We start from the raw sequence: 22,459 nt of genomic DNA on the forward strand, positions 1-22,459 counted from the left end.
TGGGCGGTAACGTCGGACGCATCGCCCGCCTGCGGCCCGGGACGTCGATCCGGCCGCCGTCCCGCCCGCTGCGAAGGAGCCGCCGTGAACATCTTCACCCACCCCGAGTTCGACCACCACGAGCAGGTCGTGTTCTGCCACGACCCGGCCACCGACCTCCGCGCGATCATCGCCATCCACGACACCGCGCTCGGCCCGGCCGCCGGCGGCTGCCGGATGCACCCCTACGCCACGGAGGAGGATGCTCTCACCGACGTCCTGCGCCTGTCGCGCGGGATGAGCTACAAGAACGCGATCGCCGGCCTCCCGCTCGGCGGCGGCAAGTGCGTGATCATCGCCGACCCGCGCCGGCCCGACAAGGCCGAGGTGCTGCGCGCCTTCTCCCGGCACGTGCAGACGCTCGGCGGGCGCTTCTGGACCGCGATCGACGTCGGTGTCGGGCCGGAGGACGCCGATGTCCTCGCCGAGGAGTGCGACTACATCTTCGCCCGGGCCAGCCAGTTCCCCACCGGCGTCACCGCCTCCCAGTTCACCGCGCTCGGGGCGTTCACCGCGCTGCGCGCCGGGGTCGCCCACGTGTGGGACCGGACCGACCTCGTGGGGCTGCGGGTCGCGGTGCAGGGGCTCGGCGGCACCGGCCGGGAGCTCTCCCGGCTGCTCTACGAGGCCGGGGCGGAGCTCGTCGTCGCCGACGTCTCCCCGGACGCCGTCGCCGCCGTGGTCGAGGCCTACGGCGCCATGGCGGTCGACCCGGACGTCATCCACTCCCAGGACGTCGATGTGTTCGCTCCCTGCGCGCTCGGCGCGGTGATCAACGACGCGACGGTGGGGGAGATCTCCGCCCGGCTCGTCAGCGGGATCGCGAACAACCAGCTCGCCGCCCCGGAGCACGGCCGGATCCTGCGGGAGCACGGCATCACCTTCGTGCCGGACTTCCTCGCCAACGCCGGCGGGGTGATGGCGGCGGCGACGATGATCTACTCCGATCCCACGCTCGAGTCCTCGCGGGAGACCGTCCTCACGCTCTTCGACCGGGTGCGAGCCGTGCTCGAGCAGGCCGAGCGCGAGGACCGGTCGAGTGCGGAGGTGGCCGAGGAGATCGCTCGGGAGCGCATGGCCGCCGCTCGGAGCTGAGGGGCAGGCGGGAGCCGGGGGATCCGATCCGCGCACCCTCCCTAGAATGAGCCTATGTCGCTGACCAAGATCGTGCTCTTCTACGTCTTCACCCCGCTGTCCGACCCGGAGGCGGTCCGCCTGTGGCAGCACGCGCTCGCCGAGGGCTGCGGGCTCAAGGGGCGGGTCATCGTCTCCCACCAGGGCATCAACGCCACGCTCGGCGGCGAGATCGACGACGTCAAGCGCTATGTGCGGTCCACCCGCAGCTACGCACCCTTCCGGGACGCCGACATCAAGTGGTCTACCGGGACCGGCGACGACTTCCCCCGGCTCAGCGTCAAGGTGCGCCCCGAGCTCGTGACCTTCCACGCCCCGGACGAGATCACCGTCACCGCAGACGGGGTGCAGGGCGGCGGCGAGCACCTGACGCCCGGACGGCTGCACCGTCTCATCGAGGAGCGCGGCGACGAGGTCGTGTTCTTCGACGGACGCAATGCGATGGAAGCGCAGATCGGACGGTTCAAGGGTGCGATCGTGCCCGACACGGACACCACCCGCGATTTCATCGCGGAGATCGAGTCCGGCCGGTACGCCGAGCTCAAGGACCGGCCCGTGGTGACCTACTGCACCGGCGGGATCCGGTGTGAGGTGCTCAGCGTGCTCATGAAGAACCGGGGCTTCTCCGAGGTGTACCAGCTCGAGGGCGGGATCGTCCGCTACGGCGAATCGTTCGGCAACTCCGGCCTGTGGGACGGATCGCTCTACGTATTCGACAAGCGCATGCACATGGAGTTCGGCGAGGGCGCGGAGTCGCTGGGGCGCTGCGCCGAATGCGCGAAGCCCACGCCGCTGTTCGTCAACTGCGCGAACGAGGAGTGCCGGAAGCTCTTCCTCCGCTGCGCCGCGTGTACGGAGTCGGGACTTCACCCGCACTGCGGAGAGTGCGTGCCCGCCGGTGCCGCGGGATCGGCGATCACCGGCGCCGAGGCGCCCTCGCGCTGAGCGGCCGGACGCACCTCGCCGTACTGCGGGGTATCCGAGGGGCGGCGCGCAATTGCGCGCTCGGATTCGGATATCGCGCGGTTCGGCAGAGAGGACCGGGGTGCTGGCAGTGTTCGATCCCCGGCAGGCGCACTCACCGCACGGGGCGCAGACTCATGACAGGAGGGCGATCTCCGGCTTCCGGAAGAGGCGCCCGCGGGTGAGACCGCAGAGCAGGCGCTCGCCCGCGCTCTGCCGGTCCCAGTGCAGCCGGCACGTGTAGAGGGTCCGCCGCACGCGCGAGGCGAGCGCCCGGGCCGAGCCGAAGGTCCGGCCCTCGACCCCGACCGCCATGCCCCGGCTCCAGCCGATCCGCGCGAGCGGGCCGAGCGCGAACGCGAGATCGAGGTCGTCGTGCACCGCGGGATCCGTCGAATGGGTCCGGTGGCGGACGTGCAGCCACACCCCGCGGCGCACCGCCATCGTCGAACCCCACAGCGGGACGTTGCCCATCGCCGCGCCGACCCCGAGCTGGAGCGAGGAGTGGTACGCCGCCGAGGCGATCCGCCCGCGCAGCCCGGGGATGTCGTAGAAGCAGCCGGGGCCCGTCACCGCGTGGAGGTTGCGCCCCTCGATCTCCGCGACGACCGTCGCCACCCAGTCCGGGGCAGGACGGGAATCGGCGTCGAGGCGGGCGAGGATCGTCCCGTGCGCAGCGTCGTAGCCGGCTGCCGAGGCGGCCGCGACCCCCGGCCTGACCTCCCGCACCACGCGCGCGCCGACGCTCCGGGCCACCGCCGATATCGCGGGATCCGCGGGCCCGGGCGGGGAGTTGTCGACGACGATGATCTCGAGCGGCGGCCGCGTCTGGGAGGTGAGGGCGGCGAGGCAGCCGGCGAGCGTCTCGGCGTCGTCGAGCACCGGGATGACGACGGAGACCCCGGAGTCGTCTGTGCTCGGCGCCGGAGCGGCGCCGCCACGGGGCGACGGCGGGGCGGTGCCGCGCGGCGGGTCGGACGGGCTCATTCGTCGGCCCCCGCGTGCGAGGCGGCCTCGCGCTCGAGCCCGAGGGCGAGGGGCAGTGCGAGGAGCCCGCCGCCGAGCGTCCCGGCGGCGAGGTCGCCGATCGTGTCGTGGTAGCCGACGCCGATCTCCTCGGAGATGAAGACGAATCCAGCCCACTCGCCGAACTCCCACAGCACGCTCAGCAGCGCGGACAGGGCGAGCAGGTGCCAGAGCAGCGACCACCACGGCAGGGGAGGGCGGACAGCGCCGTCTCTCGGCCCATGCGCGGCCGGAGGGGCGGATTCTGCAGGCGCGCCGGAGCGATCGGGGCGCACCCGGTGGGCCGGGTCGCGGAGCATGACGAGCCGCCACGCGATGAGCACGGCGGCGGCGGTGGCGAGGGCGTGCGCCGGGATGTCGAGCCAGGAGAAGTTCTGGTAGAGGCCGGTCACCGCGGCCCAGGCGGCGGCGAGGAAGGTCAGCTGGCACAGGGCATCGACCAGCCGGGGCAGCACGAGGAAGCGCAGCAGCGTCACCCCACCGAGCACGAGGAACAGGCACGCGCCCGAGGCGACCCCGGCGTACCACCAGGCCAGCGGCACGCTGAGGACCGCGAGGATGCGGAGGACGTCCGTCGACCACCAGCGTCCCTGCACCTCGGCCCAGGAGGATTCGGGACAAGTCATCTTGACAGTCTATCGGTGCCGGCGGCGCACGCTGAGCGGCTCGGTCACGCAGCGGCCAGCGCGTTCAGCGGCTCAGCCGCTCTGCGCCGGACCGTCGGCGGTCGGTGCCTCGTCCGACGCTCCCGGAGCGGGCGCGGCCCGGGGACTCGGGACGAGCTTGAGCCCGATCACCGCGCCGATGATCCCGCACATGAAGACGATCTTCCCGGTTGAGATCGCCTCGGTGCCGGTGGCCATCGCCCAGCCCACGGTGAGTGCGGCGCCCACTCCTGTCCACACGGCGTAGGCGGTGCCGATCGGGATGTGCTTGGCCGCCCAGCCGAGGCCGAGCATGCTGATGACGGCGGCGACGGCGAACACGACGGTGGGCAGAAGTGCGCGGAAGCCGTCGGACATGCCGAGCGCGGTGGCCCAGACGGCTTCGAAGACAGCGCTGAGGAGCAGGACGAGCCACGGCATTCAGCTCACCGCCTTGAGGCCGGCGACGGAACCGATGAGGAGGACGAGGAGCAGCACGCGTGCGACGGTCGCGCGCTCCTGCCCGGTGACGAATCCCCAGAGCACCGTGAGCGAGGCGCCGATCCCCACCCACACCGCGTACGCGGTCCCGGTGGGCAGCGAGGTCATCGCCCAGGCGAGGCCGGCCATGCTCAGCGTGACGGAGACGATGAAGAGGAGAGTGGGCTTCCAGCGTCTGAAGCCGTGCGAGGCCGACAGCGCGGAGGCCCAGACGGCCTCGAGCATGCCGGAGACGATGAGGACGAACCACGCCATGACGAACTCTCCTATGAGTCAGTCTTGTCGTGGTGCGGGTACTGCTCCCTCGTCCGCGAGCCCTGGTGCCGGGCTCCATGACTCAGGATACCGATCCCGGTCCGGGGCGGCAACGCGCGGCCGGGCCGCTCGACCGGGAGTGCTGGACGACCCGCGCGGACACGCTCGCCTCAGCGGCCGAACAGCTTGCGGAAGAAGCCCTTCTTGCGCGGCTCCGCGTCCTCGGCCGGGGCATCCGCGGGGCGATCCGCGGTCGGTTCGGGAGCGGGGCGGGGTGCGCTGTCGGCCGGTTCCGGAGCGGGTTCCGGTGCGGAGGGCTCGACCGGGGCCGGGCGCGGTTCCGGCTGCGGCTCCGGGGCGGGCGCCTCGGCGGCGGTGGACGGCTCGGGCGCCGGGGCGGTCTCCGCAGCCGGGGATTCCGGAGCGGGCGCGGTGTCCTCGGCCGGCTGCTCGACGTCCGGTGCCGGTTCGACGGGTTCGGGCGCGGTGGGTGCCGGAGCGGGTTCGACCGGTTCGGGTGCGGCCGGTGCTTCGGCAGATTCCTCGACAGGGGACTCGACCGGGGCGGAGGTCTCGGCCGGCGCCTCGGCCGGGGTCGGGGCGGGTGCCGGGACAGTGCCTTCGGAGGTCGCTCCGGGCTCCCCGGAGACGGCGGACCGTGCGGCGGCGAACTCCTCGGCGGCCTCGCCCTCGAGCGGGGAGTGGACCTGGCAGTTGGTGATGCGGCGCTGCTCGTCGACGGTGACGTCGGCCCAGCCGTCGGCGGCGAGGACCCGCAGGGTGCCGTCCGGACGCATGACGAGCGGGAATCCGCGGTGCTCCGCATAGGCCTGGAGGGCCTCGACGTGGTCGGTCACCGTGGTCTCGGTGAGGCCCTGGGCCATCGACCGGACGAGGGACTTGATATCCGGTGCGTCGAGCGCGAGCTCCGGGGACTCGACGAGCATCCACACGACGGTGCCCCCGCCGGCGGCCGCCGGGTAGTGCGCCCAGATTCCGGTGAGCTCCTTGGCGGCGAGGACGAGCCGCAGCGGCAGCTCGTCGTCGGAGTCGAACTCGTCGGTGGTGAGCTCACCGATGCCCCGCGCGGCGCCGAGCCTGCGGACCTCGTGCGAGCGCGCGACGACGGGCTCGGGGAACTCGTTGACGTTGTCCCAGCCCCAGTGCCAGGTGCGCGGGGAATCCGCCTCGGTGCCGATGAGGTGCGCGGTGAGCGTGAGCGGGTGCTCGCCGGTGAACGCCAGCCGCGGGTTCTCGGAGAAGTCGACCTCCCACTCGGCGTCGGCGATCCGCAGGCCGAATCGCGTCTGCATCTCGGTGGAGAAGAAGATGGCCCGGTTGACGAGGCTCTGCAGAGAATCGCTCATGATCTCAGGGTACTGGACTCACCGGGGCGGAGCTCGGCACCCGGAGTCCCGCGTCCGGGCACGGCCCGGGCCCGGGTTCAGGCGTTGACGAGGGTGCGGATGACCGAGGTGAAGAAGCCCTGGCCGTCCACCCCGCTGCGCAGACCGTCCGCGGTGTCCGGCCCGAAGCCGGGTTCCACGGCGTGCTCGGGGTGGGGCATGAGGCCGACGACGTTGCCGCGCTCGTTGGTGATCCCGGCGATGTCGCGGCGCGAGCCGTTCGGGTTGCTGCCCACGTAGCGGACCACCACGCGGCCGGTCCCCTCGAGCTCGTCGAGCACGGGCTCGGAGGCCATGAAGCCGCCCTCGCCGTTCTTCAGCGGGATGATGATCTCCTGGCCCTCGGTGAAGCTGTTCGTCCACGCGGTGCCGGCGTTCTCCACCCGGAGCACCTGGTCGCGGCAGATGAACTGCTGGGTGTCGTTGCGGACGAGCGCACCGGGCAGCAGGTGGGCCTCGCACAGCACCTGGAACCCGTTGCAGATGCCGAGTACCGGCATCCCGCCGTGCGCGGCGTCGATGACGGCGTCCATGATCGGGGCGAAGCGGGCGATCGCCCCGCAGCGCAGGTAGTCGCCGTAGGAGAAGCCGCCGGGCAGGATCACGGAGTCGACGTCGGAGAGCGAGGTGTCGGCGTGCCACAGGGGCACGGCACGAGCACCGGACAGGGTGACGGCGCGGGCAGCGTCGCGGTCGTCGAGCGTGCCGGGGAACGTCACCACGCCCACGCGAGCGCCCTCGGCGCCGGGCAGCGTCGTGGTGGACTCGGCGGCACCGATGAGGGGTCCGCCGGCGGTGTACCGGCTGCGGTCGCCGCTCACCGGGAACCGGCCGGATCGTCGTTCGCCTCCGCGACGGAGTCCGAGGCAGCGCCCACCGGGGTGCCCGGGTGGGCGGGCTCGGGGGCGTCGGGGGCCGCTTCGACCGCGACGACGTCCTCGATCACCGGGTTGGACAGGAGCGTCGAGGCGGCCTCGCGGGCCTGCGCGAGGATCTCCTCGGTGACCTCGCCGTCGACCGTGAGCTCGAACCGCTTGCCCTGGCGGACATCGGTGAAGGCGGTGAGCCCCAAGCGGTCGAGGCCCGAGCCGATCGCCTTGCCCTGGGGGTCGAGGATCTCCGGCTTCGGCATGACTTCGACGACGACACGTCCCATGGTGCTCCTTGAATCTCGCAGGTGCGGCGGACCGCTGGATGGCGCGCCCCGATCGCGCGCCGAACACCAGCGAGTCTACCAACGCCGAGGATCGTCGGGAGCGCGGTGTCCGGCACCGGTGCCGGACACAACCCGTTCCGATCTCGGAGCCTGCCGCAGGAGCATCCGATACAGTCGAGACAGCAGACAGCCCGATGATGTCGAACCCGAGGAGAAGACGACAGGATGCGGAGAATCGTAAGGTGCGGCGCAGCCGTTGCGGCACTGTCCTTGGCGCTCGTCGGATGCTCCGCCGGGGGTCCCGACGGGACCGAACCGAACGACCCGGGCACATCGGCAGAGGAGACCGCGATGACCACACCTGGTGCCGATTCCGGTGCCGGCGCCCACCAGTTCGGGTCGACGAGCGACCTGCTCGCGGCAGCGAACGGATTCACCTTCAATGAGTTCGATGACTTCACCTTCGCCGAATCCACGCTCGGATTCGCCCAGTTCGGAAGTCAGGAACAGCGTCCGGAGATCGAGCCGGAATCGTGTGCAGCATTCTTCGACGATGCGCTGAGCTCGCTCGACGGCACCGAGGCGCCGACCGTCGCTGGTCTCAGCGCCAAAGGCGGAATGCGCGTCGATATCTCGAGCCATGCTGCGGGCTCCGATGCGGAGTCCCATGAATCGATGTTCTCCGGCATGGTCGCGGAATGTCCTGAGATGCGCCTTCTGCACGATGGCGAGCCTGTCTCCGAATCCACCATCGAAGGATTCGACGTCGAGGTCGACGGTGCCGACAGCGCCGTCGGTATCCACAGCACGATGACGCAGGCCGCCTCGTCGGAAGAGGGCGAGGTGTCGCAGGTCGTCGTACGCAGCGGCACACTGGTGGTCACCGCCGCAGCGACCGGGGGCGCCGACACACGGGAGCGGGCGCGAGAACTCGCCGGCGCCGTCCTCACCTACCTCGAGCAGTGACCGCGGTGTCGGGCACCCTGGAGCGGCCGATACCAGGACGCGCAGCTGCGCGACCGTATCGGCCGTGTCAGCCGGGTCAGCCGGGTCGTCCGCACCCGCTCGTGCTCTGGCGGAGGTGAGATCCCCGTGCCCACTGCGAAGCGATCAGCGAAGGACGGCGACCTCTCCGCCTTCTCCGCCGAGTACGACGGGAACGCGACGTCCGAGCTGCTCGTCGAAGCGCTCGGCAATCGCGATGCGGAGGCGCGGTGGGAGATCTCCCGCCGGCTCCTCGATGACGGAGCCGACGCCTCCCCGGTCGCCTCCGGGCAGTCGACGCTCTCGATCCTGCTGGGCGCGCACCGCAGGCTCGGAGAGCACGACGGCGAGCTTGCGCAGCGCCTGGTCGATGCCGGGGCGAGCGTCAACTATCGCGGGCGGCGCGGCCGGCTCGTCATCCACCTGGCCGCCCTGACGCGGGCCGACGCGGACGAGGACAGACGACAGCTCTATGCCGCGTTCTTCTCATCGCCGAAGCTCGACCTGTCCCTTCCGGTGAATCCCACCATTCCGGACGTCACCATCCGGCAGTGGCTCGATGGGCTGGTGGAGCGAGCACCGGACAAGCGCGAAGTGCTCGCCGTGTTCCTCGTTGCGCACCTGGCCTCACCGTGATCCCGCGCGGTGCGCCGTGCCCACCGACCGTCTGAACCCGCCGGCAGCACGAGAACCTCCGTCGCCGAGCTGCTGTGTCACCCCAGCCCGAGCACCGTGCGCAGCGCGGTTTCGATCTCCGCCGCCGCGCGCTCGGCCTCGTCGCGGCCCAGCCGGTAGGGGTCGGCGATATCGTCGAGGTATCCGCGCGTCGGGACCTCGACGCACGCGCCCGGCGGGTCCCAGGCCTCGACCGTTCCGGCGGCGGCGAGCTCCGCGTAGGGGCGCAGCACGACGGTCCGGGCGGCCGCCTCCGGCCAGGTGTCCACGACGAAGTCACGGTGGGAGCGGGTGAGGCAGACGAGGAGATCGGCCCCGGCCGCGCGGTCCGCGTCGAGCTGCGTGGGGGTGAAACCCGCCGTCGAGGCGCCGAGCCGGGTCAGGCACGCCGCCATCGCGGGGTCGATGCCGAGGTCGGCGAGCAGGTGGGTGCCGGTGCTCGTGTACCGGGTGGAGGGGTCGAGGAGGGCTGCGAGGCGCTCGGCGAAGGGGGAGCGGCACGTGTTGCCGGTGCATACGAACATCACCGTTCTCATCGTCGGCTCCCGGGACCGCTCAGAGGGGGAAGGTCTCGCCGGTGATGCGCTCGAAGGCCTCGACGTAGCGGGCGCGCGTCTTCTCGATGATCTCCGCGGGCAGCTCCGGCGGGGCGTCCCCGGAGTCCTTGTCCCAGCCGGAGGCCTCGGAGGTCAGCCAGTCGCGGACGAACTGCTTGTCGAAGCTCACCTGGACCCGGCCGGGCGCGTAGGCCGCGGCGTCCCAGAAGCGGGAGGAATCCGGGGTGAGCACCTCGTCGGCGAGCAGGATCGTGCCGCCCGGGCCGCGCCCGAACTCGAACTTCGTGTCGGCGAGGATGATGCCGCGCTCGCGGGCGATCTCCTCCGCGCGGGTGTAGATCCGCAGGGTGACGTCGCGCAGCTCCTCGGCCTCCGCGGCTCCGACGATCTCCGCGGCCCGGTCGAAGCCGATGTTCTCGTCGTGGTCGCCGATCTGCGCCTTCGTCGCCGGGGTGAAGATCGCCGGTTCGAGCTTGTCGGACTCCCCGAGCCCGGCGGGCAGGCGGACCCCGCACACCGCGCCGGTGCGCCGGTAGTCGGCGAGGCCGGACCCGGTGAGGTAGCCGCGGGCCACGCACTCGATGGGGAACATGTCGAGCGGCCGGCACACCATGCCGCGCCCGGCCACCTCGGCAGGCACCTCGGTCGAGGTCACGTGGTTGCCGATGACGTCGGCGAGCTGGTCGAACCACCACAGGGTGAGCCCCGTGAGGACGACGCCCTTGTCCGGGATCTCCGAGGCGAGCACGTGGTCGTAGGCGGAGATCCGGTCCGAGGCGACCATGAGGATCCGGTCGGCGCCCTCGAGTGTGCCGACGGAGGCCGGGACGTAGATGTCGCGCACCTTGCCCGAGTACACGTGCGTCCAGTCGGGGATGTCGGGGTGCTCGGTGTCGATCATGGGCGTTCCTTCGGGTCGGATGCGGTGCCGGAGTGCGCCGGCGGCGGGGGTATCAGGTGGGGTCGGAGTCCCCGCCGGGTGCGGAACTCCCGGCCGGGACGGCGACCTCTCCGGCCGCGGCCGCACGCGCGATGTCGGTGCGGTGCTGCTCGCCGTCCCAGGAGATCAGGCCCACGGCCTCGTAGGCGCGTTCGCGGGCGGCGGCGAGGTCCTCCCCGGTGGCGACGACGGAGAGCACGCGCCCGCCGGCGGTGACGACCTCGCCCGCGGGCGAGGTGGCGGTGCCGGCGTGGAGAACCATGACGCCGGGCAGCGCGGCGGCCTCCTCGAGCCCTGCGATCGGGTCCCCGGTGCGCGGCGCCTCGGGGTAGCCCGCGGCCGCCAGGACCACGGTGACCGCGGCCTCGCGCGACCAGGAGAGTGGTCCGAAGACCGCCAGGCGGCCCTCCGCGGCGGCGAGCAGCGCCTGGGCGAGCGGAGTCTCGAGCCGGGCGAGCACGGACTGGGTCTCCGGGTCGCCGAACCGCACGTTGAACTCGATGACCCGGAGGCCCTTCGGGGTGAGCGCGAGCCCGCAGTAGAGGAGGCCGACGAACGGGGCGCCGCGGCGGGCCATCTCGTCGACGACCGGCTGGGCGACGCGGGCGACGATCTCCTCGACCATCCCGGGCGGGGCCCACGGCAGCGGCGAGTAGGCGCCCATGCCGCCGGTGTTCGGGCCGGCGTCGCCGTCATGGATGCGCTTGAAGTCCTGGGCGGGCTCGAGCGGGACGGCGGTGGTGCCGTCGCACAGCACGAACAGGGACACCTCCGGCCCGGACAAGTGGTCCTCGATGACGACCCGGTCGGACACGCTCAGGCAGGATTCGGCGTGGGCGAGCGCGGCGGCGCGGTCCTCGGTGACGACGACGCCCTTGCCGGCGGCGAGCCCGTCGGCCTTGACGACGTGCGGGGCGCCGAACCGATCGAGTGCGGCGGCGGCCTCGTCCACGGTGGTGGCGACGACGGCGGCGGCGGTGGGCACGCCGGCGGCCTCCATGACGTCCTTGGCGTAGGCCTTCGAGCCCTCGAGCGCCGCGGCCTCCTGGCCGGGGCCGAACACCGCGAAGGAGGCGGCGCGCAGCGCATCGGCCACTCCGGCGACGAGCGGGGCCTCGGGACCGACGACGACGAGGTCGACGTCGAGCTCCTCGGCGAGCGCGACCGCAGCATGCGGGTCGGTGGCGTCGAGCGGCCGGGTCTCGCACAGCAGCCCGATGCCCGGGTTGCCGGGCGCGGCGATGACGGCGTCGACCTGCGGATCGCGGGACAGCGCGGCGGCCAGGGCGTGTTCGCGGGCACCGGGCCCGATGACGAGAACCTTCACGCCCCCAGACTAGTACGGCGGGCTCCCGAACCGGGCGTCGGACGGCCGGCGGCGCCCGCCGATAGTGTGGACCCATGAGCCCACAGAGCACGCACCCCCCGACCTCCGAGACCTTCTCCGCCGCGGCGGCCGTCGAGCTCGCCGTCATCGAGCGCTCCGGCTTCGTCGAGTCGCGCCACCTCGGCTCCGCCGTCGTCGTCGACCCCGACGGCGCCCCGCTCATCGAGCTCGGCGCGCCCGCGGAGCCGGTCCTCACCCGCTCGAGCCTCAAGCCCCTCCAGGCGCTCGCCTGCCTGGAGATGGGTGTGCCGCTGGCGGGAGAGTCCCTCGTGCTCGCCACGGCATCCCACCGGGCGGAGGAGGGCCATGTCGAGGTCGTCGCCGGGATGCTCGACTCCGTGGGCCTGGGGCCCGAGGACCTGCAGTGCCCGGCCGTCGCGCCCGCGGACCGCGGCGACCGGATGCGGGTGCGCAAGGACGGCACCCTGGTGTCCCCGCTCCACTTCAACTGCTCGGGCAAGCACGCGGCGTTCCTCATGGCCCAGCAGCTCGGCGGCCACGACACCGCCGCCTACCTCGACCCGGATTCCGCGGTGCAGCGGCAGGTCGCGGCGACCGTCGCTGAGTACTGCGGGGGCTCGTCCGACTTCGTCGGGGTCGACGGCTGCGGGGCCCCGGTCCACGCGCTGCCGCTGACCCGGCTGGCGGCCGGGATCGGGCGGCTCGCCGCCGGCACCACCGAGCACGCGCGCACCCTGCGCGATGCCGTGCTCGCCCACCCGTGGGCCATCGAGGGGCACGGCCGACCGAACTCCGTCGTCATCGAGAAGCTCGGCATCCTCGCGAAGTTCGGCGCCGAGGGCGTCATGGTCATGGGCACCCCGGGCGGCCACGCGGTCGCCGTCAAGTGCCTCGACGGCTCGAGCCGGCCGACGACGATGGTCGCGCTCGAGCTCCTCGTCACCGCCGGCGCCCTGCCCGCCGAGCAGGTCGTGCCGGTGCTCGCCGAGCTCGACCACCGGGTGACCGGGGGGATCGGCGGCGACGGGGAGCCCGCGGTCGTCGGCGCGCTGCGCTCCTCCTCGGCCGTGCTGACCGCCGCAGAGCAGCTGGGCCGGCGATGAGCATCCGCCGCCGCATCGACCCGGCCGCCGGGCACGAGGCGCTCGTCGCCTGGGTGCAGGCCCGCCGCACCGGCGCCGCACCCGCCCCGCGCACCACGCTGGCCACCGCCGTGCGGTTCACGCTCGAGGAGCTCGCCGCGCGCAACGAGGGCAACTCCGTCGAGGTGCGGATCCCGCCCTTCGGCGTCACCCAGTGCATCGCCGGTCCCCGCCACACCCGCGGCACCCCGCCCAACGTCGTCGAGGCGGACCCCGAGGCCTGGCTCGAGGTCGCGGTGGGGGAGACGGACTTCGCCGCCGCGCTCGCCGCCGGACGCATGAGCGCCTCGGGCACGCGCGCGGACCTCACCGCGGTGACCCCGCTGTTCGACGCCGCCGAGCTCTTCCCGAGCTGAGCGCGGCTCCGGGGCGGCTGCCGGCCCGCGAGGCCTCGCTCCGAACCGAACCGAACCGTGCGGCCCGGCCCGCCCGTCCAGCATGCGGCGGGTCGTTGCCCGCGCCCCGGGTGCGCGAGGACAATGAGGCCATGACTGCGCAGACGACTCCGACCTCCTCGTTCATCGACGGCCGCTCCGTGCCCGCCCGGGACACCTACGACAACATCGACCCGGCGACCAACCGGGCGCTCGGCGGGGTCTCCCGGGGAACCGCGGAGGACGTCGACCGGGCCGTGACGGCCGCCGCCCGCGCCCAGCGCGAGTGGCGGAACACCTCGCCGGAGCAGCGCTCGCGGTTCCTCGTCGAGATCGCCCGGCTCGTCCGCGAGGACCGCGACACACTGGCCCGCCTCGAGACCGAGGACACCGGCAAGCCGCTCACCCAGGCCTACGCGGACGCCGACACCTGCGCCCGCTACTTCGAGTTCTACGGGCACACCATCGAGTCGTACTACGGGCAGACGATCCCCTTCGACCCGGGCATGCACGCCTACACCCGCCGCGAGCCCTACGGCGTGACGGGGCACATCGTCGCGTGGAACTATCCGCTCCAGCTCATCGGCCGGGCCGCCGCCTCCTCGCTCGCCACCGGCAACTGCGCGGTGGCGAAGCCCGCGGACGAGACCCCGCGCACCACCGTGCGCCTCGCCGAGCTCGTCCACCGCGCCGGGGTGCCTGCCGGCGCCTTCAACGTCGTCACCGGGCTCGGTTCCGAGGCCGGGGCCGCGCTCGCCGCGCACGACGGGGTGGCCCACCTCGGGTTCGTCGGCTCGACCGCCACCGGCTCGCTCATCGCCCACGCCGCGGCCGACCGCGTGGTGCCCACCGTGCTCGAGCTCGGCGGCAAGTCTGCGAACGTCGTGTTCGCCGACGCCGACGTCGACGCCGCGATCCCGAGCCTCGTGCGGTCGATCCTCCAGAACGCCGGGCAGACATGCTCGGCCGGCGCGCGCCTGCTCGTCCACCGGGATGTGCACGCCGAGGTGGTGGAGAAGATGGCCGCGGAGTTCGGGAAGGTGAGCATCGGCCGCGGGGCCGATGACCCGATGCTCGGCCCGCTCGTGTCCGTCAAGCAGCAGGAGCGCGTGGCCGGCTTCTTCGACCGGCTCAGCGGCGGTGAGATCATTACCGGCGGCAGCGCGCCGAGCGACCTCGGCGAGGACCTGGCCGGGGGCGCGTTCTTCTCCCCGACGCTCGTCGACAACGTCGACCCGGCCGCGGAGATCGCCCGCGAGGAGGTGTTCGGCCCCGTCGTCGTCGCCACCGAGTTCGACGACGAGGAGCAGGCGATCGCGCTCGCCAACGGCACCGACTACGGGCTCGTGTCCGCGGTGTGGACGCGGGACGTGGGCCGGGCGCACCGAATGGCCGCGGCGATCGAGGCCGGCCAGGTGTTCGTCAACACCTACGGCGCCGGCGGCGGAGTCGAGCTGCCCTTCGGCGGCTTCAAGAAATCCGGCTACGGGCGCGAGAAGTCGATCGAGGCCTTCGACGAGTACACCCAGACCAAGACCGTCGTCATCAAGCTCTGAGCCGGCGGTGCCGACGGGCCCGCGGAGACCGGTGCACCGACGAGCTCGCCGAGCCCGGTGGACTAGACTCGGGGGCGCACACGACGGCAGCCCAGGGGAGTTCATGAAGGACACCATCGACGTCTCGGTGAGACGGAGTCCACGGTATTCGGCATTCATCATCGTCGGGGTCGTCCTCGGCATGACCGTGGGACTGGTCCTCAGCCTCCTGCCCGTGGACACGAGCGCCCTCACCACCCAGGTCACGCAGGGCTCGGCAGTCTGGATGCTCATGGTCGTGGTGGGGATCATCGGCGGTTTCCTCGGCGCGATCGTCGCGCTCCTCGTCGACCGGCGCAGCGTCAAGCGCGCCCGCACCTTCGCCGTGGGCGCCGAGTACGAGCCGGAGCGGCGCCGTGCCGCGGACTCCTCGACACCCGCCTCGGCCGCGGATGCCGCCCCGAACGCTCCCGAGGCGCCCGCGGAGGGGCCCGGCCCGGATGCCGGTCGCGGCCCCGAGGCCCCGCGCACTGTGGGACAATGACGGCGTGGCACGCGCAGACGGACAGCTGACTCACGAAATCGACCCCCAGGACAAGAAGCCGCAGGACGAATGCGGTGTGTTCGGGGTCTGGGCACCGGGCGAGGAGGTGTCCAAACTCGTCTACTACGGCCTCTACGCCCTCCAGCACCGGGGCCAGGAATCGGCCGGGATCGCGGCGAGCAACGGCGAACAGATCATCGTCTACCGGGACATGGGACTCGTGTCCCAGGTGTTCGACGAGAACGACCTCGAGACGCTGCCCGGGCACATGGCCGTCGGCCACACCCGCTACTCCACCACCGGCTCCTCGACGTGGGAGAACGCGCAGCCGACGCTCGGGCCCACCCGCTTCGGCACGGTGGCCCTCGGCCACAACGGCAACCTGACGAACTTCCTCGAGCTCCAGGAGCTCGCCGACACCCGGCAGGAGGTGCGGCAGGAGACCGTCAAGCAGGCGACGCAGAAGACCAATCGCACCCGCGGCCACCGCGACTCCTCGAACGACACCTCGCTCATCACCGAGCTGCTCGCCTCCGGCACGGGGGAGAACCTCACCGAGGTCGCGCTCGAGCTCTTCCCCAAGCTCGAGGGCGCCTTCAGCCTCGTGTTCATGGACGAGCACACGCTCTACGCCGCCCGCGACCGCCACGGCGTGCGCCCGCTCGCTCTCGGCCGGCTCGACCGCGGCTGGGTGGTCGCGAGCGAGACCGCCGCGCTCGACATCGTCGGCGCCTCGTTCGTGCGCGCCGTCGAACCCGGCGAGCTCATCGCGATCGACGAGGACGGCCTGCGCTCGTACACCTTCGCCGAGCCCGAGCTCGCCCGCTGCGTGTTCGAGTACGTCTACCTCGCCCGCCCGGACAGCATCCTCGCCGGCAAGACCGTGCACTCCGCCCGCACGGAGATGGGCCGGGTGCTCGCCCGCGAGTACCCAGTCGACGCGGACATGGTCATCGCCACCCCGGAATCCGGGACGCCGGCTGCCGTGGGCTACGCGGAGGAGTCGGGGATCCCGTTCGGGCAGGGGTTGATGAAGAACGCCTACGTGGGCCGCACCTTCATCCAGCCCTCGCAGACGATCCGGCAGCTCGGCATCCGCCTCAAGCTCAACCCGCTGCGGGAGAACATCGAGGGCAAGCGGCTCGTCGTCGTCGACGACTCGATCGTCCGCGGCAACACCCAGCGCGCCCTCGTGCGGATGCTCCGCGAGGCCGGCGCCCGGGAGATCCACATCCGCATCTCCTCCCCGCCGGTCAAGTGGCCGTGCTTCTACGGCATCGACTTCGCGACCCGTGCCGAGCTCATCGCCAACGGACTCACCACCGACGAGATCTGCCAGTCGCTCGGCGCAGACTCGCTCGGCTACATCTCGCTCGACGGGATGATCTCCGCGACCCAGCAGGAGCGCAGCGAGCTGTGCACCGCCTGCTTCTCCGGGGAGTACCCGATCAGGATCCCGGACAGCCAGGCGCCGGAGAGGAGCTGCTGACATGACCGAGGACAGCGCAGCACAGGGCACCACCTACGCCTCCGCAGGCGTCGACGTCGAGGCCGGCGACCGGGCCGTCGAGCTCATGAAGGCCGCCGTGTCGGCCACCCACGGCCCGAATGTCGTCGGGGACTTCGGCGGTTTCGCCGGACTCTTCGACGTCTCCATGCTCAAGGACTACGAGCGGCCCCAGCTCGCGGCCTCGACCGACGGGGTGGGCACCAAGGTCGCGATCGCGCAGGCCCTCGACATCCACCACACCATCGGCTTCGACCTCGTCGGCATGGTCGTCGACGACATCGTCGTGTGCGGGGCGACGCCTCTCATCATGACCGACTACATCGCCTGCGGACGGGTGGTGCCGGAGCGGATCGCCGACATCGTGCGCGGCATCGCCGAGGCGTGCGCCTCGGCCGGGGTCGCGCTCGTGGGCGGGGAGACCGCCGAGCACCCCGGCCTGCTCGGGGTCGACGAGTACGACGTCGCCGGTGCGGCGACCGGTGTGGTCGAGGCCTCTCGCGTGCTCGGCGCGCACCGCGTGAGCGCCGGTGACGTGCTCGTCGGCCTGCCGTCCTCGGGCCTGCACTCCAACGGCTACTCCCTGGTGCGGCGCATCATCGCCGACGCCGGGTGGGGCCTCGATCGTGAGGTGCCCGAGTTCGGCCGGACGTTGGGTGAGGAGATCCTCGTCCCGACGACCGTCTACTCCGGACCGCTGCTCGAGCTGCTCGCCGCACAGCCCGACGCGGTGCACGCGATGTCGCACGTCACCGGCGGCGGGCTGTCGGCGAACATCGCGCGCGTGCTCCCGCAGGGACTGCTCGCCACCATGTGCCGCTCCACCTGGACGGTGCCGGCGGTGTTCGACGTCCTCGGCGAGCTCGGCTCCGTGCCGCGCATCGACCGCGAGCGCACATGGAACCTCGGAGTCGGCATGGTCCTCGTGGTCGATCGGGAGTCCGTCGACGCCGTGCTCGCCGCGGTGGACGGTGCCTGGGTGCTCGGTGAGGTCACCGCCGACGACCGTGCGCTGGCCGGGGACGAGTACTACGTGCAGGGCGCCAAGGGCGTCGACGGCGGAGCTGCGATCCTCCTCGACTGAGGCGCCGCCTTCGGCTGCTGGGTCTGCCGTGCTGCGCGACCACAGGTCCGCGCGGAACGGGGATCAGTTGCGCTGGGTGCGGGCGGTCGCTCAGCCCTCGTAGGCGATCTCGACCCGCCGGTTCTCAGCCCGACCGTCGGGATCGTCCTCGCCGCGGGATTCATTGGGGGCCACCGGCTGGGTCTCGCCGTATCCTTCGACATCGAGCTCGACGTCGGACCGTTCATCGGAGATGACATCGGCGACCGCCTGCGCCCGGTCCTCGGACAGCGACTGGTTGTAGTCGTCGTCGCCCTTCGAATCGGTGTGGCCGTGGACCTCGATGCGGGCGCCGTCCGGGATGTCGGCGACGAGCTCCCGGATCCTGGTCTTCGCGGCGTCCTTGACCGTCGAGGAATCGAAGTCGAAGAGGATGTCGGACGAGAGCGAGATCGTCGTCTCCGACCCGTCCGTCTCCGTGGTCTCGACCTCGGCGGTGTTCTCGAGGAGGTCGGTCGTGTTCTCGTCGAGGTCGTCGATGCTGTCGTCGAGCTCGGTCTGGCTCGGTTCCCCCACATCCGCCAGGGTCGTCGGGGAGGCCATCGCAGCACTGCCCGCCCCGGTGAGGACGAGCAGTGCAGCCGCGGCAGCGCCGAGGAACGGGGTGCGGAAGTCGTGTGCGGCGCTCACTGGATGGTGATCCCGGTAGCGAGCGGCGCCCCGTCCACCATGGCGACGTCGACCTCGGTGACGTCCTCCGGTGGTGCTGCGAAGACCGCGAACGCGTAGAACGTCTGCCCTGGGCCGAACTTCCCGCCCTGGTAGTCGGTCTGGGCGCGGATCACACCGCTGGAGTCGCTGAGCACCCGGTGGCGCTTGAGGTTCGTGTTGTCGATGAAGAACGGCGCCCACCCGCTGTTGCCGAGATAGTGGTAGAGATGGTTGGGTTCGGAGCCGGCGGCGGCATCGATGGTGAAGGCGAACTGTCCGACGACGGTCCTGCCCTCGCGGGACAGGCCGAGGAGCTCGACGGTCATCGTCGCATCGGATTGATCGCCTTCTCCGGCGCGGGCGGGGACCGTCGCGGACGCTACCGGCTCGGGAAGGTTGTTCGGGTCCAGTCCGGCGGACTCCGGCGAGCCGGGCTCACCGGACGGTGCTGCGGAGGGGGACTCACCGGCTACCGAGGTGTCGTCGGGTGAACGCTTGTCGGCAACGGTGTCGTCGGATCCGAGCGAGCAGGCGCCGAGGCTCAGGACGAGTGCGAGGGACGCGATCGCGGTGGTGGGTCGGACCGAGGGGATTCTGCGCATCGGGGAATGCTTTCGCTCAAGGGGAGAGTGATTCGGACGGGTTTCGGAGGGAGCGGGCCATCCTCGTGGCGGTCGGGGAACCGCCGGGTCGGAGTCGGAGCGTGTCAGGTGGACGGACGAATGCTCAGTCGTCGTCGATGTCGTTGTACTTGTCGGCGTACTCGGAGTAGTCGGGCTCCTCGTCGAAGGGGTCGCCGTCCTCCTCGGACGTCGATCCGCCGAGTTCCCTCTGCAGAGCAGTCAGGTCGGTCTCCGGGCTGTAGTACTTGAGCTTACGGGCAACCTTGATCTGCTTCGCCTTAGCGCGGCCGCGACCCACAGGCGTCGACCCCCTCTGTCGTCGGTCCAGGACGCGACTGTGCGCGAACCCCGGCATCTTGGTTGTCATCTCTACCCCGGAATCCTACCCGGTCGGGATAGGATGTGCCATTCCTCGGACGGCCTTGTGGACAGTGTGCGGTGGCCTGTGCGGTCGGCTTCCACAGGGCGCACGGCGGTTCGACGGAGCGGTCTACACTGCGGAATCATGCACCCCCGAACCTGTTATTCCCGGAAGCGATACCTCGTCCTGCTGCGCCTGGGAGCACTTGGTGCGCTCTCGCTGTGGGGCTGAGCGATGGCGCTGGACGTGGGAATGATCGTCTTCATCGGCATCTTCGCCCTTGCCGCCCTGCTCGCTCCGGGCCGGCGCTTCCTCCTCCCCGTGCTCCGGCCCGCTGTGCGTCTGGGACGGGGAGATCGTCGCGGTGATCGTGCACTACGCGCGCAACCCGCGACTGCGTGGCGACGACAGCCTGCTGAGTGCGGCCCCGGTGATCCGGGAGCGGACCCGGGTCGGTGAGCGGATGGCGGACAACAGGGTCGTGGATGCGCTGCCGAGCGTGGTGCTCCGACAGCTGTTCGGGTCGACGATCTACGACACCCTCAATCCCCGTTTCAACCTGCCGACCGGTGAGCTGCGGCGGCAGGCGGCCCAGGCTGCGAAGTCCGGAGGCTTCCGGTTCGACCTGCCGGAGCCGGTCCGGGTCGCCGTCGAGGAGACGGCGGACGGGGACCTGCGGTGGTGGAAGGCTCGCTGAGCGCGGTTCTCGCATAGGGTTGGGCCATGGCCTACGAGCGTGACTTCGAGATCAGGCTGCGGGTGTTCGAGCCGTGCGTGGTGCACCCGGAGTTTGCCGACTTCCCGGTGTCGGACAACCGCGACGCGATCGCCGGACTCGTCGCCGCCGACGCCGACATCCGCCTCATCAGCATCCCGCCGGACCCGGTGGCCGACTCCTACCGCGGGACGCCGATCTTCATGCCCGCCGCCGACGCCGGCGACGAGTTCGACCGGGTGTGCCCGGTGCAGGACGACATCCGGTCGTGGCATGCGCTCGAGGCGCTCGCGGAGAACAGCACCCGCGGCGAGCTCGACCTCATCGTGCCCAAGGCCGCCCGCCGCCGGGCGGCCGCCCACCGGGTCGAATGGATGCAGGACGACCCCGACACCCGCGTGTTCACCCGCACCTCGGCGTGGGACGTGTCGCCCGTGTGGTGGCTCGCCCTCGACCCGCAGCGCGACCAGGTCATCAGCGACGACATCGGCGAGGGTGACGAAGGCTTCCGGATCCGCATCCGCACGCCGATCCTCACCGCCTCCTCCCGCGTCGACTGGGCGCTCGAGGTCATCAAGGAGAAGTCGAAGCTCGTCAGCGTCGTCGAGTCGACGGAGATGTTCTCCGAGTGGCTCGACGGGTTCGACATGAATTCGATCCTCGAGCTCGACCTCGGCGGGATGAGCGAGGTGCTGTGGCCGGACACCGGGGCGGAGCTCGTCGCGGACTGGGTAGACAGCCTCGACGCCGACGACCGCGAGGGCGCGGGAGCGGCCTTCACCCGCTACACCCGGATGTGGGAGATGCTCGGGCTCTACGCCCGCAGCAGCTGAGCCGGGCGGTCCGGTGTTCCGAGTAGAACCAGCCGGGTGCCGCTTACGACTCGATCGGGTGGTGAGGAAGCACAGGTGAATGCGAAAGGCACCCGGGGGACCGGGTGCCTTTCGGGGATGGTGGGTGTTCGAGGGGTGGGGGTCAGTTGGCGAAGATCGAATCAACGGCTTCCTGGAAGGGGCCGGTGAGATCGATGCCGCTGGCGGCTGCGATGACGATGCCGACGACGACAGCGACGACGAGGGCGATCGCGAGGTACTCGATCGAGACGGCGCCGGTCTCGCGGTTGGTGCGGATGGCCTGGGTCATCTTGGTGAGAGCGTTCATGGTGAAGTCCTTTCGGTTCGTTGCCGAGCTTGTGACTTCAGTCTGCCGGGTCGATGTGAGCGTCAGAAGGGTCTCCGGTTCCGGGAGTGGACCCAAAGCGATTGGGCCCAGCCGAATGGGCCCCCGGGGGGCAGTGCGCTCGTGCGGGCGATCGACTGGTGGACGGGAGCGCTGTGGGGGATGAATGGACTGAGGGCACCCGGCGCGGAGCCGGGTGCCCTCGTGGCAGGTGGGGAATGCTCACTCGACGAGCTTGATCTTGAACATCCGTTCGAAGGCATCGTGGTCGTGGGAGATATAGGTCGGGCCGACATAATAGGCGCGGGCCGACCCGTAGATGCTCGTGCACACGAGCGTCCACGCCTCGAGGCTCGGCATTCCCTCGGGCATGCAGGTCAGGCCGGGCGGGGTACGGACCTCGGCGGCTGCGCTGCCCGGCGCCGTGAGGGTCTCCTGGATCTTCTTGCCCTGCGGAGACTTGACGGCCTTGGACTGGGTCGACACGTCCACAGCGATGGTGCGCGGTGACTCGACCTGGTACTGGGTGAGGATCACCGAGTCGTTCTTCGCCGCGAAGCTGCTCGCGCTGGGGTATCCCGTCCACCCCGCTGCCGCCCAGAAGGGGTCCGGGGCGACGAAGGTGAACAAGATCTCCTCCTCCTCGTCCTCCGGCGGTGGAGGTGGGGGAGGCGGAGGATCGGGGTCCGAGGGGTCCGCCGGCGGCGGGGGCGGAGGTGGCGGCGGAGGAGTGGGCTTGCTGACAGTGATGGACTGCCCGCCCAACCAAGCCGTGATCCAGTTGCCGCGGGCGGCCTCGGCGCCGGCGAGCGCCGAGGAGTCCGCCGCCTTCTGCGCCTCGGTCTTCCGATCGACGGCCTCACCGAAGATCATGAACAGCAGCGAGGCGCCGATGACGGCGACCGAGACGAGGACGAGCGCGATCGAGACCTGGCCGGATTCGGGGTCGCGGCGGCGCAGGTCGAAGAGGGACGGGGGTGGCCGGAGGGCGCGTAAGCGGAGCATGGGGATCATACTGTCCTCGGGGAGCGAGCAGGGTACGTCTTCATTGTCCACGTCTGAGAGCGGAATCGGGAG

27 protein-coding genes and 1 riboswitch are annotated in these 22,459 nt (G+C 71.5%); of the genes, 12 read left to right on the forward strand and 15 right to left on the reverse strand.

The window, feature by feature from the left end:
* Positions 1–84: 84 nt before the first annotated feature.
* Together ABD883_RS02195 and trhO are read left to right on the forward strand one after the other, a co-directional pair.
* Entirely contained in the window at positions 85–1,134 is a 1,050-nt protein-coding gene (locus tag ABD883_RS02195; protein WP_345029465.1) for a Glu/Leu/Phe/Val dehydrogenase dimerization domain-containing protein, read from the forward strand.
* A 54-nt stretch (positions 1,135–1,188) separates the two neighbouring features.
* Complete coding sequence (gene trhO, locus ABD883_RS02200) at positions 1,189–2,118, forward strand: oxygen-dependent tRNA uridine(34) hydroxylase TrhO (protein WP_345029469.1); 930 nt, start codon at positions 1,189–1,191, stop codon at positions 2,116–2,118.
* A 153-nt stretch (positions 2,119–2,271) separates the two neighbouring features.
* Here the strand turns inward: trhO and ABD883_RS02205 are convergent, their stop codons facing one another.
* The 7 genes from ABD883_RS02205 to purS form a co-directional block, all read right to left on the reverse strand.
* Positions 2,272–3,123, reverse strand: coding sequence for a glycosyltransferase family 2 protein (locus ABD883_RS02205; RefSeq protein WP_247423558.1), 852 nt, complete (start codon positions 3,121–3,123; stop codon positions 2,272–2,274).
* The gene (locus ABD883_RS02210) at positions 3,120–3,788 is read right to left on the reverse strand and encodes a hypothetical protein (protein WP_247423557.1); all 669 of its coding nucleotides are present in this window, start codon (positions 3,786–3,788) and stop codon (positions 3,120–3,122) included. The genes ABD883_RS02205 and ABD883_RS02210 overlap by 4 nt, the downstream gene beginning before the upstream one ends.
* 72 nt (positions 3,789–3,860) lie before the next feature.
* Positions 3,861–4,247 (reverse strand): DMT family transporter, encoded by a 387-nt coding sequence (locus ABD883_RS02215; protein ID WP_137318787.1) that lies wholly within the window; start codon positions 4,245–4,247, stop codon positions 3,861–3,863.
* Entirely contained in the window at positions 4,248–4,562 is a 315-nt protein-coding gene (locus tag ABD883_RS02220) for a DMT family transporter (RefSeq protein WP_137318788.1), read from the reverse strand.
* Positions 4,563–4,574: 12 nt separating this feature from the next.
* A riboswitch (guanidine-III (ykkC-III) riboswitch) is annotated at positions 4,575–4,641 on the reverse strand.
* Between the two features lie 91 nt (positions 4,642–4,732).
* Positions 4,733–5,929, reverse strand: coding sequence for a DUF6882 domain-containing protein (locus ABD883_RS02225; RefSeq protein ID WP_345029474.1), 1,197 nt, complete (start codon positions 5,927–5,929; stop codon positions 4,733–4,735).
* 77 nt (positions 5,930–6,006) lie between these two features.
* Positions 6,007–6,720 carry a phosphoribosylformylglycinamidine synthase subunit PurQ gene (gene purQ, locus ABD883_RS02230; RefSeq protein ID WP_425548413.1) on the reverse strand — a complete coding sequence of 238 codons (714 nt, stop codon included), beginning with the start codon at positions 6,718–6,720 and terminating at the stop codon, positions 6,007–6,009.
* 65 nt (positions 6,721–6,785) lie between these two features.
* Positions 6,786–7,124, reverse strand: coding sequence for a phosphoribosylformylglycinamidine synthase subunit PurS (purS, locus tag ABD883_RS02235; protein WP_345029476.1), 339 nt, complete (start codon positions 7,122–7,124; stop codon positions 6,786–6,788).
* 351 nt (positions 7,125–7,475) lie between these two features.
* Here purS and ABD883_RS02240 point away from each other — a divergent pair, with 351 nt between their 5' ends.
* The gene (locus tag ABD883_RS02240) at positions 7,476–8,090 is read left to right on the forward strand and encodes a hypothetical protein (protein ID WP_345029478.1); all 615 of its coding nucleotides are present in this window, start codon (positions 7,476–7,478) and stop codon (positions 8,088–8,090) included.
* 126 nt (positions 8,091–8,216) lie between these two features.
* On the forward strand, positions 8,217–8,744 hold the full coding sequence (locus ABD883_RS02245) for a hypothetical protein (protein ID WP_345029480.1): 528 nt from the start codon (positions 8,217–8,219) through the stop codon (positions 8,742–8,744).
* 77 nt (positions 8,745–8,821) lie between these two features.
* Here the strand turns inward: ABD883_RS02245 and ABD883_RS02250 are convergent, their stop codons facing one another.
* Genes ABD883_RS02250 through purD form a run of 3 tightly spaced genes read right to left on the reverse strand, consistent with a single transcriptional unit; the run spans position 8,822 to position 11,607 of the window.
* Entirely contained in the window at positions 8,822–9,307 is a 486-nt protein-coding gene (locus ABD883_RS02250) for an arsenate-mycothiol transferase ArsC (RefSeq protein WP_345029482.1), read from the reverse strand.
* A gap of 31 nt (positions 9,308–9,338) precedes the next feature.
* Entirely contained in the window at positions 9,339–10,241 is a 903-nt protein-coding gene (locus ABD883_RS02255) for a phosphoribosylaminoimidazolesuccinocarboxamide synthase (protein WP_345029485.1), read from the reverse strand.
* A 52-nt stretch (positions 10,242–10,293) separates the two neighbouring features.
* The gene (gene purD, locus ABD883_RS02260; protein ID WP_345029488.1) at positions 10,294–11,607 is read right to left on the reverse strand and encodes a phosphoribosylamine--glycine ligase; all 1,314 of its coding nucleotides are present in this window, start codon (positions 11,605–11,607) and stop codon (positions 10,294–10,296) included.
* A 74-nt stretch (positions 11,608–11,681) separates the two neighbouring features.
* On the opposite strand from purD, the gene ABD883_RS02265 reads away from it, so the two are divergent.
* The 6 genes from ABD883_RS02265 (at position 11,682) to purM (ending at position 17,814) form a co-directional block, all read left to right on the forward strand.
* A complete protein-coding gene (locus ABD883_RS02265; RefSeq protein ID WP_345029491.1) occupies positions 11,682–12,731 on the forward strand; it encodes an asparaginase in 1,050 nt (349 codons plus the stop codon).
* The gene (locus ABD883_RS02270) at positions 12,728–13,126 is read left to right on the forward strand and encodes a sterol carrier family protein (protein WP_137318795.1); all 399 of its coding nucleotides are present in this window, start codon (positions 12,728–12,730) and stop codon (positions 13,124–13,126) included. The genes ABD883_RS02265 and ABD883_RS02270 overlap by 4 nt, the downstream gene beginning before the upstream one ends.
* Positions 13,127–13,257: 131 nt before the next feature.
* Positions 13,258–14,700, forward strand: a complete 1,443-nt coding sequence (locus ABD883_RS02275; RefSeq protein WP_345029493.1) for an aldehyde dehydrogenase family protein — start codon at positions 13,258–13,260, stop codon at positions 14,698–14,700.
* Between the two features lie 103 nt (positions 14,701–14,803).
* The gene (locus ABD883_RS02280; RefSeq protein ID WP_345029496.1) at positions 14,804–15,223 is read left to right on the forward strand and encodes a hypothetical protein; all 420 of its coding nucleotides are present in this window, start codon (positions 14,804–14,806) and stop codon (positions 15,221–15,223) included.
* The gene (gene purF, locus ABD883_RS02285; RefSeq protein WP_345029498.1) at positions 15,180–16,712 is read left to right on the forward strand and encodes an amidophosphoribosyltransferase; all 1,533 of its coding nucleotides are present in this window, start codon (positions 15,180–15,182) and stop codon (positions 16,710–16,712) included. The genes ABD883_RS02280 and purF overlap by 44 nt, the downstream gene beginning before the upstream one ends.
* Before the next feature lies 1 nt (position 16,713).
* Complete coding sequence (purM, locus tag ABD883_RS02290) at positions 16,714–17,814, forward strand: phosphoribosylformylglycinamidine cyclo-ligase (RefSeq protein WP_345029500.1); 1,101 nt, start codon at positions 16,714–16,716, stop codon at positions 17,812–17,814.
* Between the two features lie 90 nt (positions 17,815–17,904).
* On the opposite strand, the gene ABD883_RS02295 is transcribed toward purM, so the two are convergent.
* The 3 genes from ABD883_RS02295 to ABD883_RS02305 all read right to left on the reverse strand — a co-directional run bounded on the left by ABD883_RS02295 (position 17,905) and on the right by ABD883_RS02305 (position 19,494).
* Entirely contained in the window at positions 17,905–18,483 is a 579-nt protein-coding gene (locus ABD883_RS02295; RefSeq protein WP_345029502.1) for an OmpA family protein, read from the reverse strand.
* Positions 18,480–19,106: a hypothetical protein gene (locus tag ABD883_RS02300; RefSeq protein ID WP_345029504.1), complete on the reverse strand. Its 627-nt coding sequence runs from the start codon at positions 19,104–19,106 to the stop codon at positions 18,480–18,482. Before ABD883_RS02300 ends, ABD883_RS02295 begins: the two co-directional genes overlap by 4 nt.
* A 124-nt stretch (positions 19,107–19,230) precedes the next feature.
* A complete protein-coding gene (locus ABD883_RS02305; RefSeq protein ID WP_425548410.1) occupies positions 19,231–19,494 on the reverse strand; it encodes a DUF3073 domain-containing protein in 264 nt (87 codons plus the stop codon).
* 358 nt (positions 19,495–19,852) lie between these two features.
* Between ABD883_RS02305 and ABD883_RS02310 the strand changes: the two genes are divergently transcribed.
* Entirely contained in the window at positions 19,853–20,185 is a 333-nt protein-coding gene (locus ABD883_RS02310) for a hypothetical protein (RefSeq protein ID WP_345029507.1), read from the forward strand.
* 26 nt (positions 20,186–20,211) lie between these two features.
* Positions 20,212–21,036 (forward strand): DUF8083 family protein, encoded by an 825-nt coding sequence (locus tag ABD883_RS02315; protein WP_345029511.1) that lies wholly within the window; start codon positions 20,212–20,214, stop codon positions 21,034–21,036.
* 142 nt (positions 21,037–21,178) lie between these two features.
* On the opposite strand, the gene ABD883_RS02320 is transcribed toward ABD883_RS02315, so the two are convergent.
* Complete coding sequence (locus ABD883_RS02320; RefSeq protein WP_265809628.1) at positions 21,179–21,364, reverse strand: hypothetical protein; 186 nt, start codon at positions 21,362–21,364, stop codon at positions 21,179–21,181.
* Between the two features lie 240 nt (positions 21,365–21,604).
* Complete coding sequence (locus ABD883_RS02325; protein WP_345029515.1) at positions 21,605–22,387, reverse strand: Tad domain-containing protein; 783 nt, start codon at positions 22,385–22,387, stop codon at positions 21,605–21,607.
* Between the last annotated feature and the right edge of the window lie 72 nt (positions 22,388–22,459).

The sequence above is a fragment of the Brevibacterium pityocampae genome, from assembly GCF_039541555.1.
Classification (GTDB): Bacteria; Actinomycetota; Actinomycetes; order Actinomycetales; family Brevibacteriaceae; genus Brevibacterium; species Brevibacterium pityocampae.

Bases quoted from the DNA above. Each gene is read 5' to 3' on its own strand.
- trhO (WP_345029469.1), top strand. From the start codon at position 1,189: ATGTCGCTGACCAAGATCGTGCTCTTCTACGTCTTCACCCCGCTGTCC.
- ABD883_RS02205 (WP_247423558.1), bottom strand. From the start codon at position 3,123: ATGAGCCCGTCCGACCCGCCGCGCGGCACCGCCCCGCCGTCGCCCCGT.
- ABD883_RS02210 (WP_247423557.1), bottom strand. From the start codon at position 3,788: ATGACTTGTCCCGAATCCTCCTGGGCCGAGGTGCAGGGACGCTGGTGG.
- ABD883_RS02215 (WP_137318787.1), bottom strand. From the start codon at position 4,247: ATGCCGTGGCTCGTCCTGCTCCTCAGCGCTGTCTTCGAAGCCGTCTGG.
- ABD883_RS02220 (WP_137318788.1), bottom strand. From the start codon at position 4,562: ATGGCGTGGTTCGTCCTCATCGTCTCCGGCATGCTCGAGGCCGTCTGG.
- ABD883_RS02225 (WP_345029474.1), bottom strand. From the start codon at position 5,929: ATGAGCGATTCTCTGCAGAGCCTCGTCAACCGGGCCATCTTCTTCTCC.
- purS (WP_345029476.1), bottom strand. From the start codon at position 7,124: ATGGGACGTGTCGTCGTCGAAGTCATGCCGAAGCCGGAGATCCTCGAC.
- ABD883_RS02240 (WP_345029478.1), top strand. From the start codon at position 7,476: ATGACCACACCTGGTGCCGATTCCGGTGCCGGCGCCCACCAGTTCGGG.
- ABD883_RS02250 (WP_345029482.1), bottom strand. From the start codon at position 9,307: ATGTTCGTATGCACCGGCAACACGTGCCGCTCCCCCTTCGCCGAGCGC.
- ABD883_RS02255 (WP_345029485.1), bottom strand. From the start codon at position 10,241: ATGATCGACACCGAGCACCCCGACATCCCCGACTGGACGCACGTGTAC.
- ABD883_RS02265 (WP_345029491.1), top strand. From the start codon at position 11,682: ATGAGCCCACAGAGCACGCACCCCCCGACCTCCGAGACCTTCTCCGCC.
- ABD883_RS02270 (WP_137318795.1), top strand. From the start codon at position 12,728: ATGAGCATCCGCCGCCGCATCGACCCGGCCGCCGGGCACGAGGCGCTC.
- ABD883_RS02275 (WP_345029493.1), top strand. From the start codon at position 13,258: ATGACTGCGCAGACGACTCCGACCTCCTCGTTCATCGACGGCCGCTCC.
- ABD883_RS02280 (WP_345029496.1), top strand. From the start codon at position 14,804: ATGAAGGACACCATCGACGTCTCGGTGAGACGGAGTCCACGGTATTCG.
- purF (WP_345029498.1), top strand. From the start codon at position 15,180: ATGCCGGTCGCGGCCCCGAGGCCCCGCGCACTGTGGGACAATGACGGC.
- purM (WP_345029500.1), top strand. From the start codon at position 16,714: ATGACCGAGGACAGCGCAGCACAGGGCACCACCTACGCCTCCGCAGGC.
- ABD883_RS02300 (WP_345029504.1), bottom strand. From the start codon at position 19,106: ATGCGCAGAATCCCCTCGGTCCGACCCACCACCGCGATCGCGTCCCTC.
- ABD883_RS02305 (WP_425548410.1), bottom strand. From the start codon at position 19,494: ATGACAACCAAGATGCCGGGGTTCGCGCACAGTCGCGTCCTGGACCGA.
- ABD883_RS02315 (WP_345029511.1), top strand. From the start codon at position 20,212: ATGGCCTACGAGCGTGACTTCGAGATCAGGCTGCGGGTGTTCGAGCCG.
- ABD883_RS02320 (WP_265809628.1), bottom strand. From the start codon at position 21,364: ATGAACGCTCTCACCAAGATGACCCAGGCCATCCGCACCAACCGCGAG.
- ABD883_RS02325 (WP_345029515.1), bottom strand. From the start codon at position 22,387: ATGCTCCGCTTACGCGCCCTCCGGCCACCCCCGTCCCTCTTCGACCTG.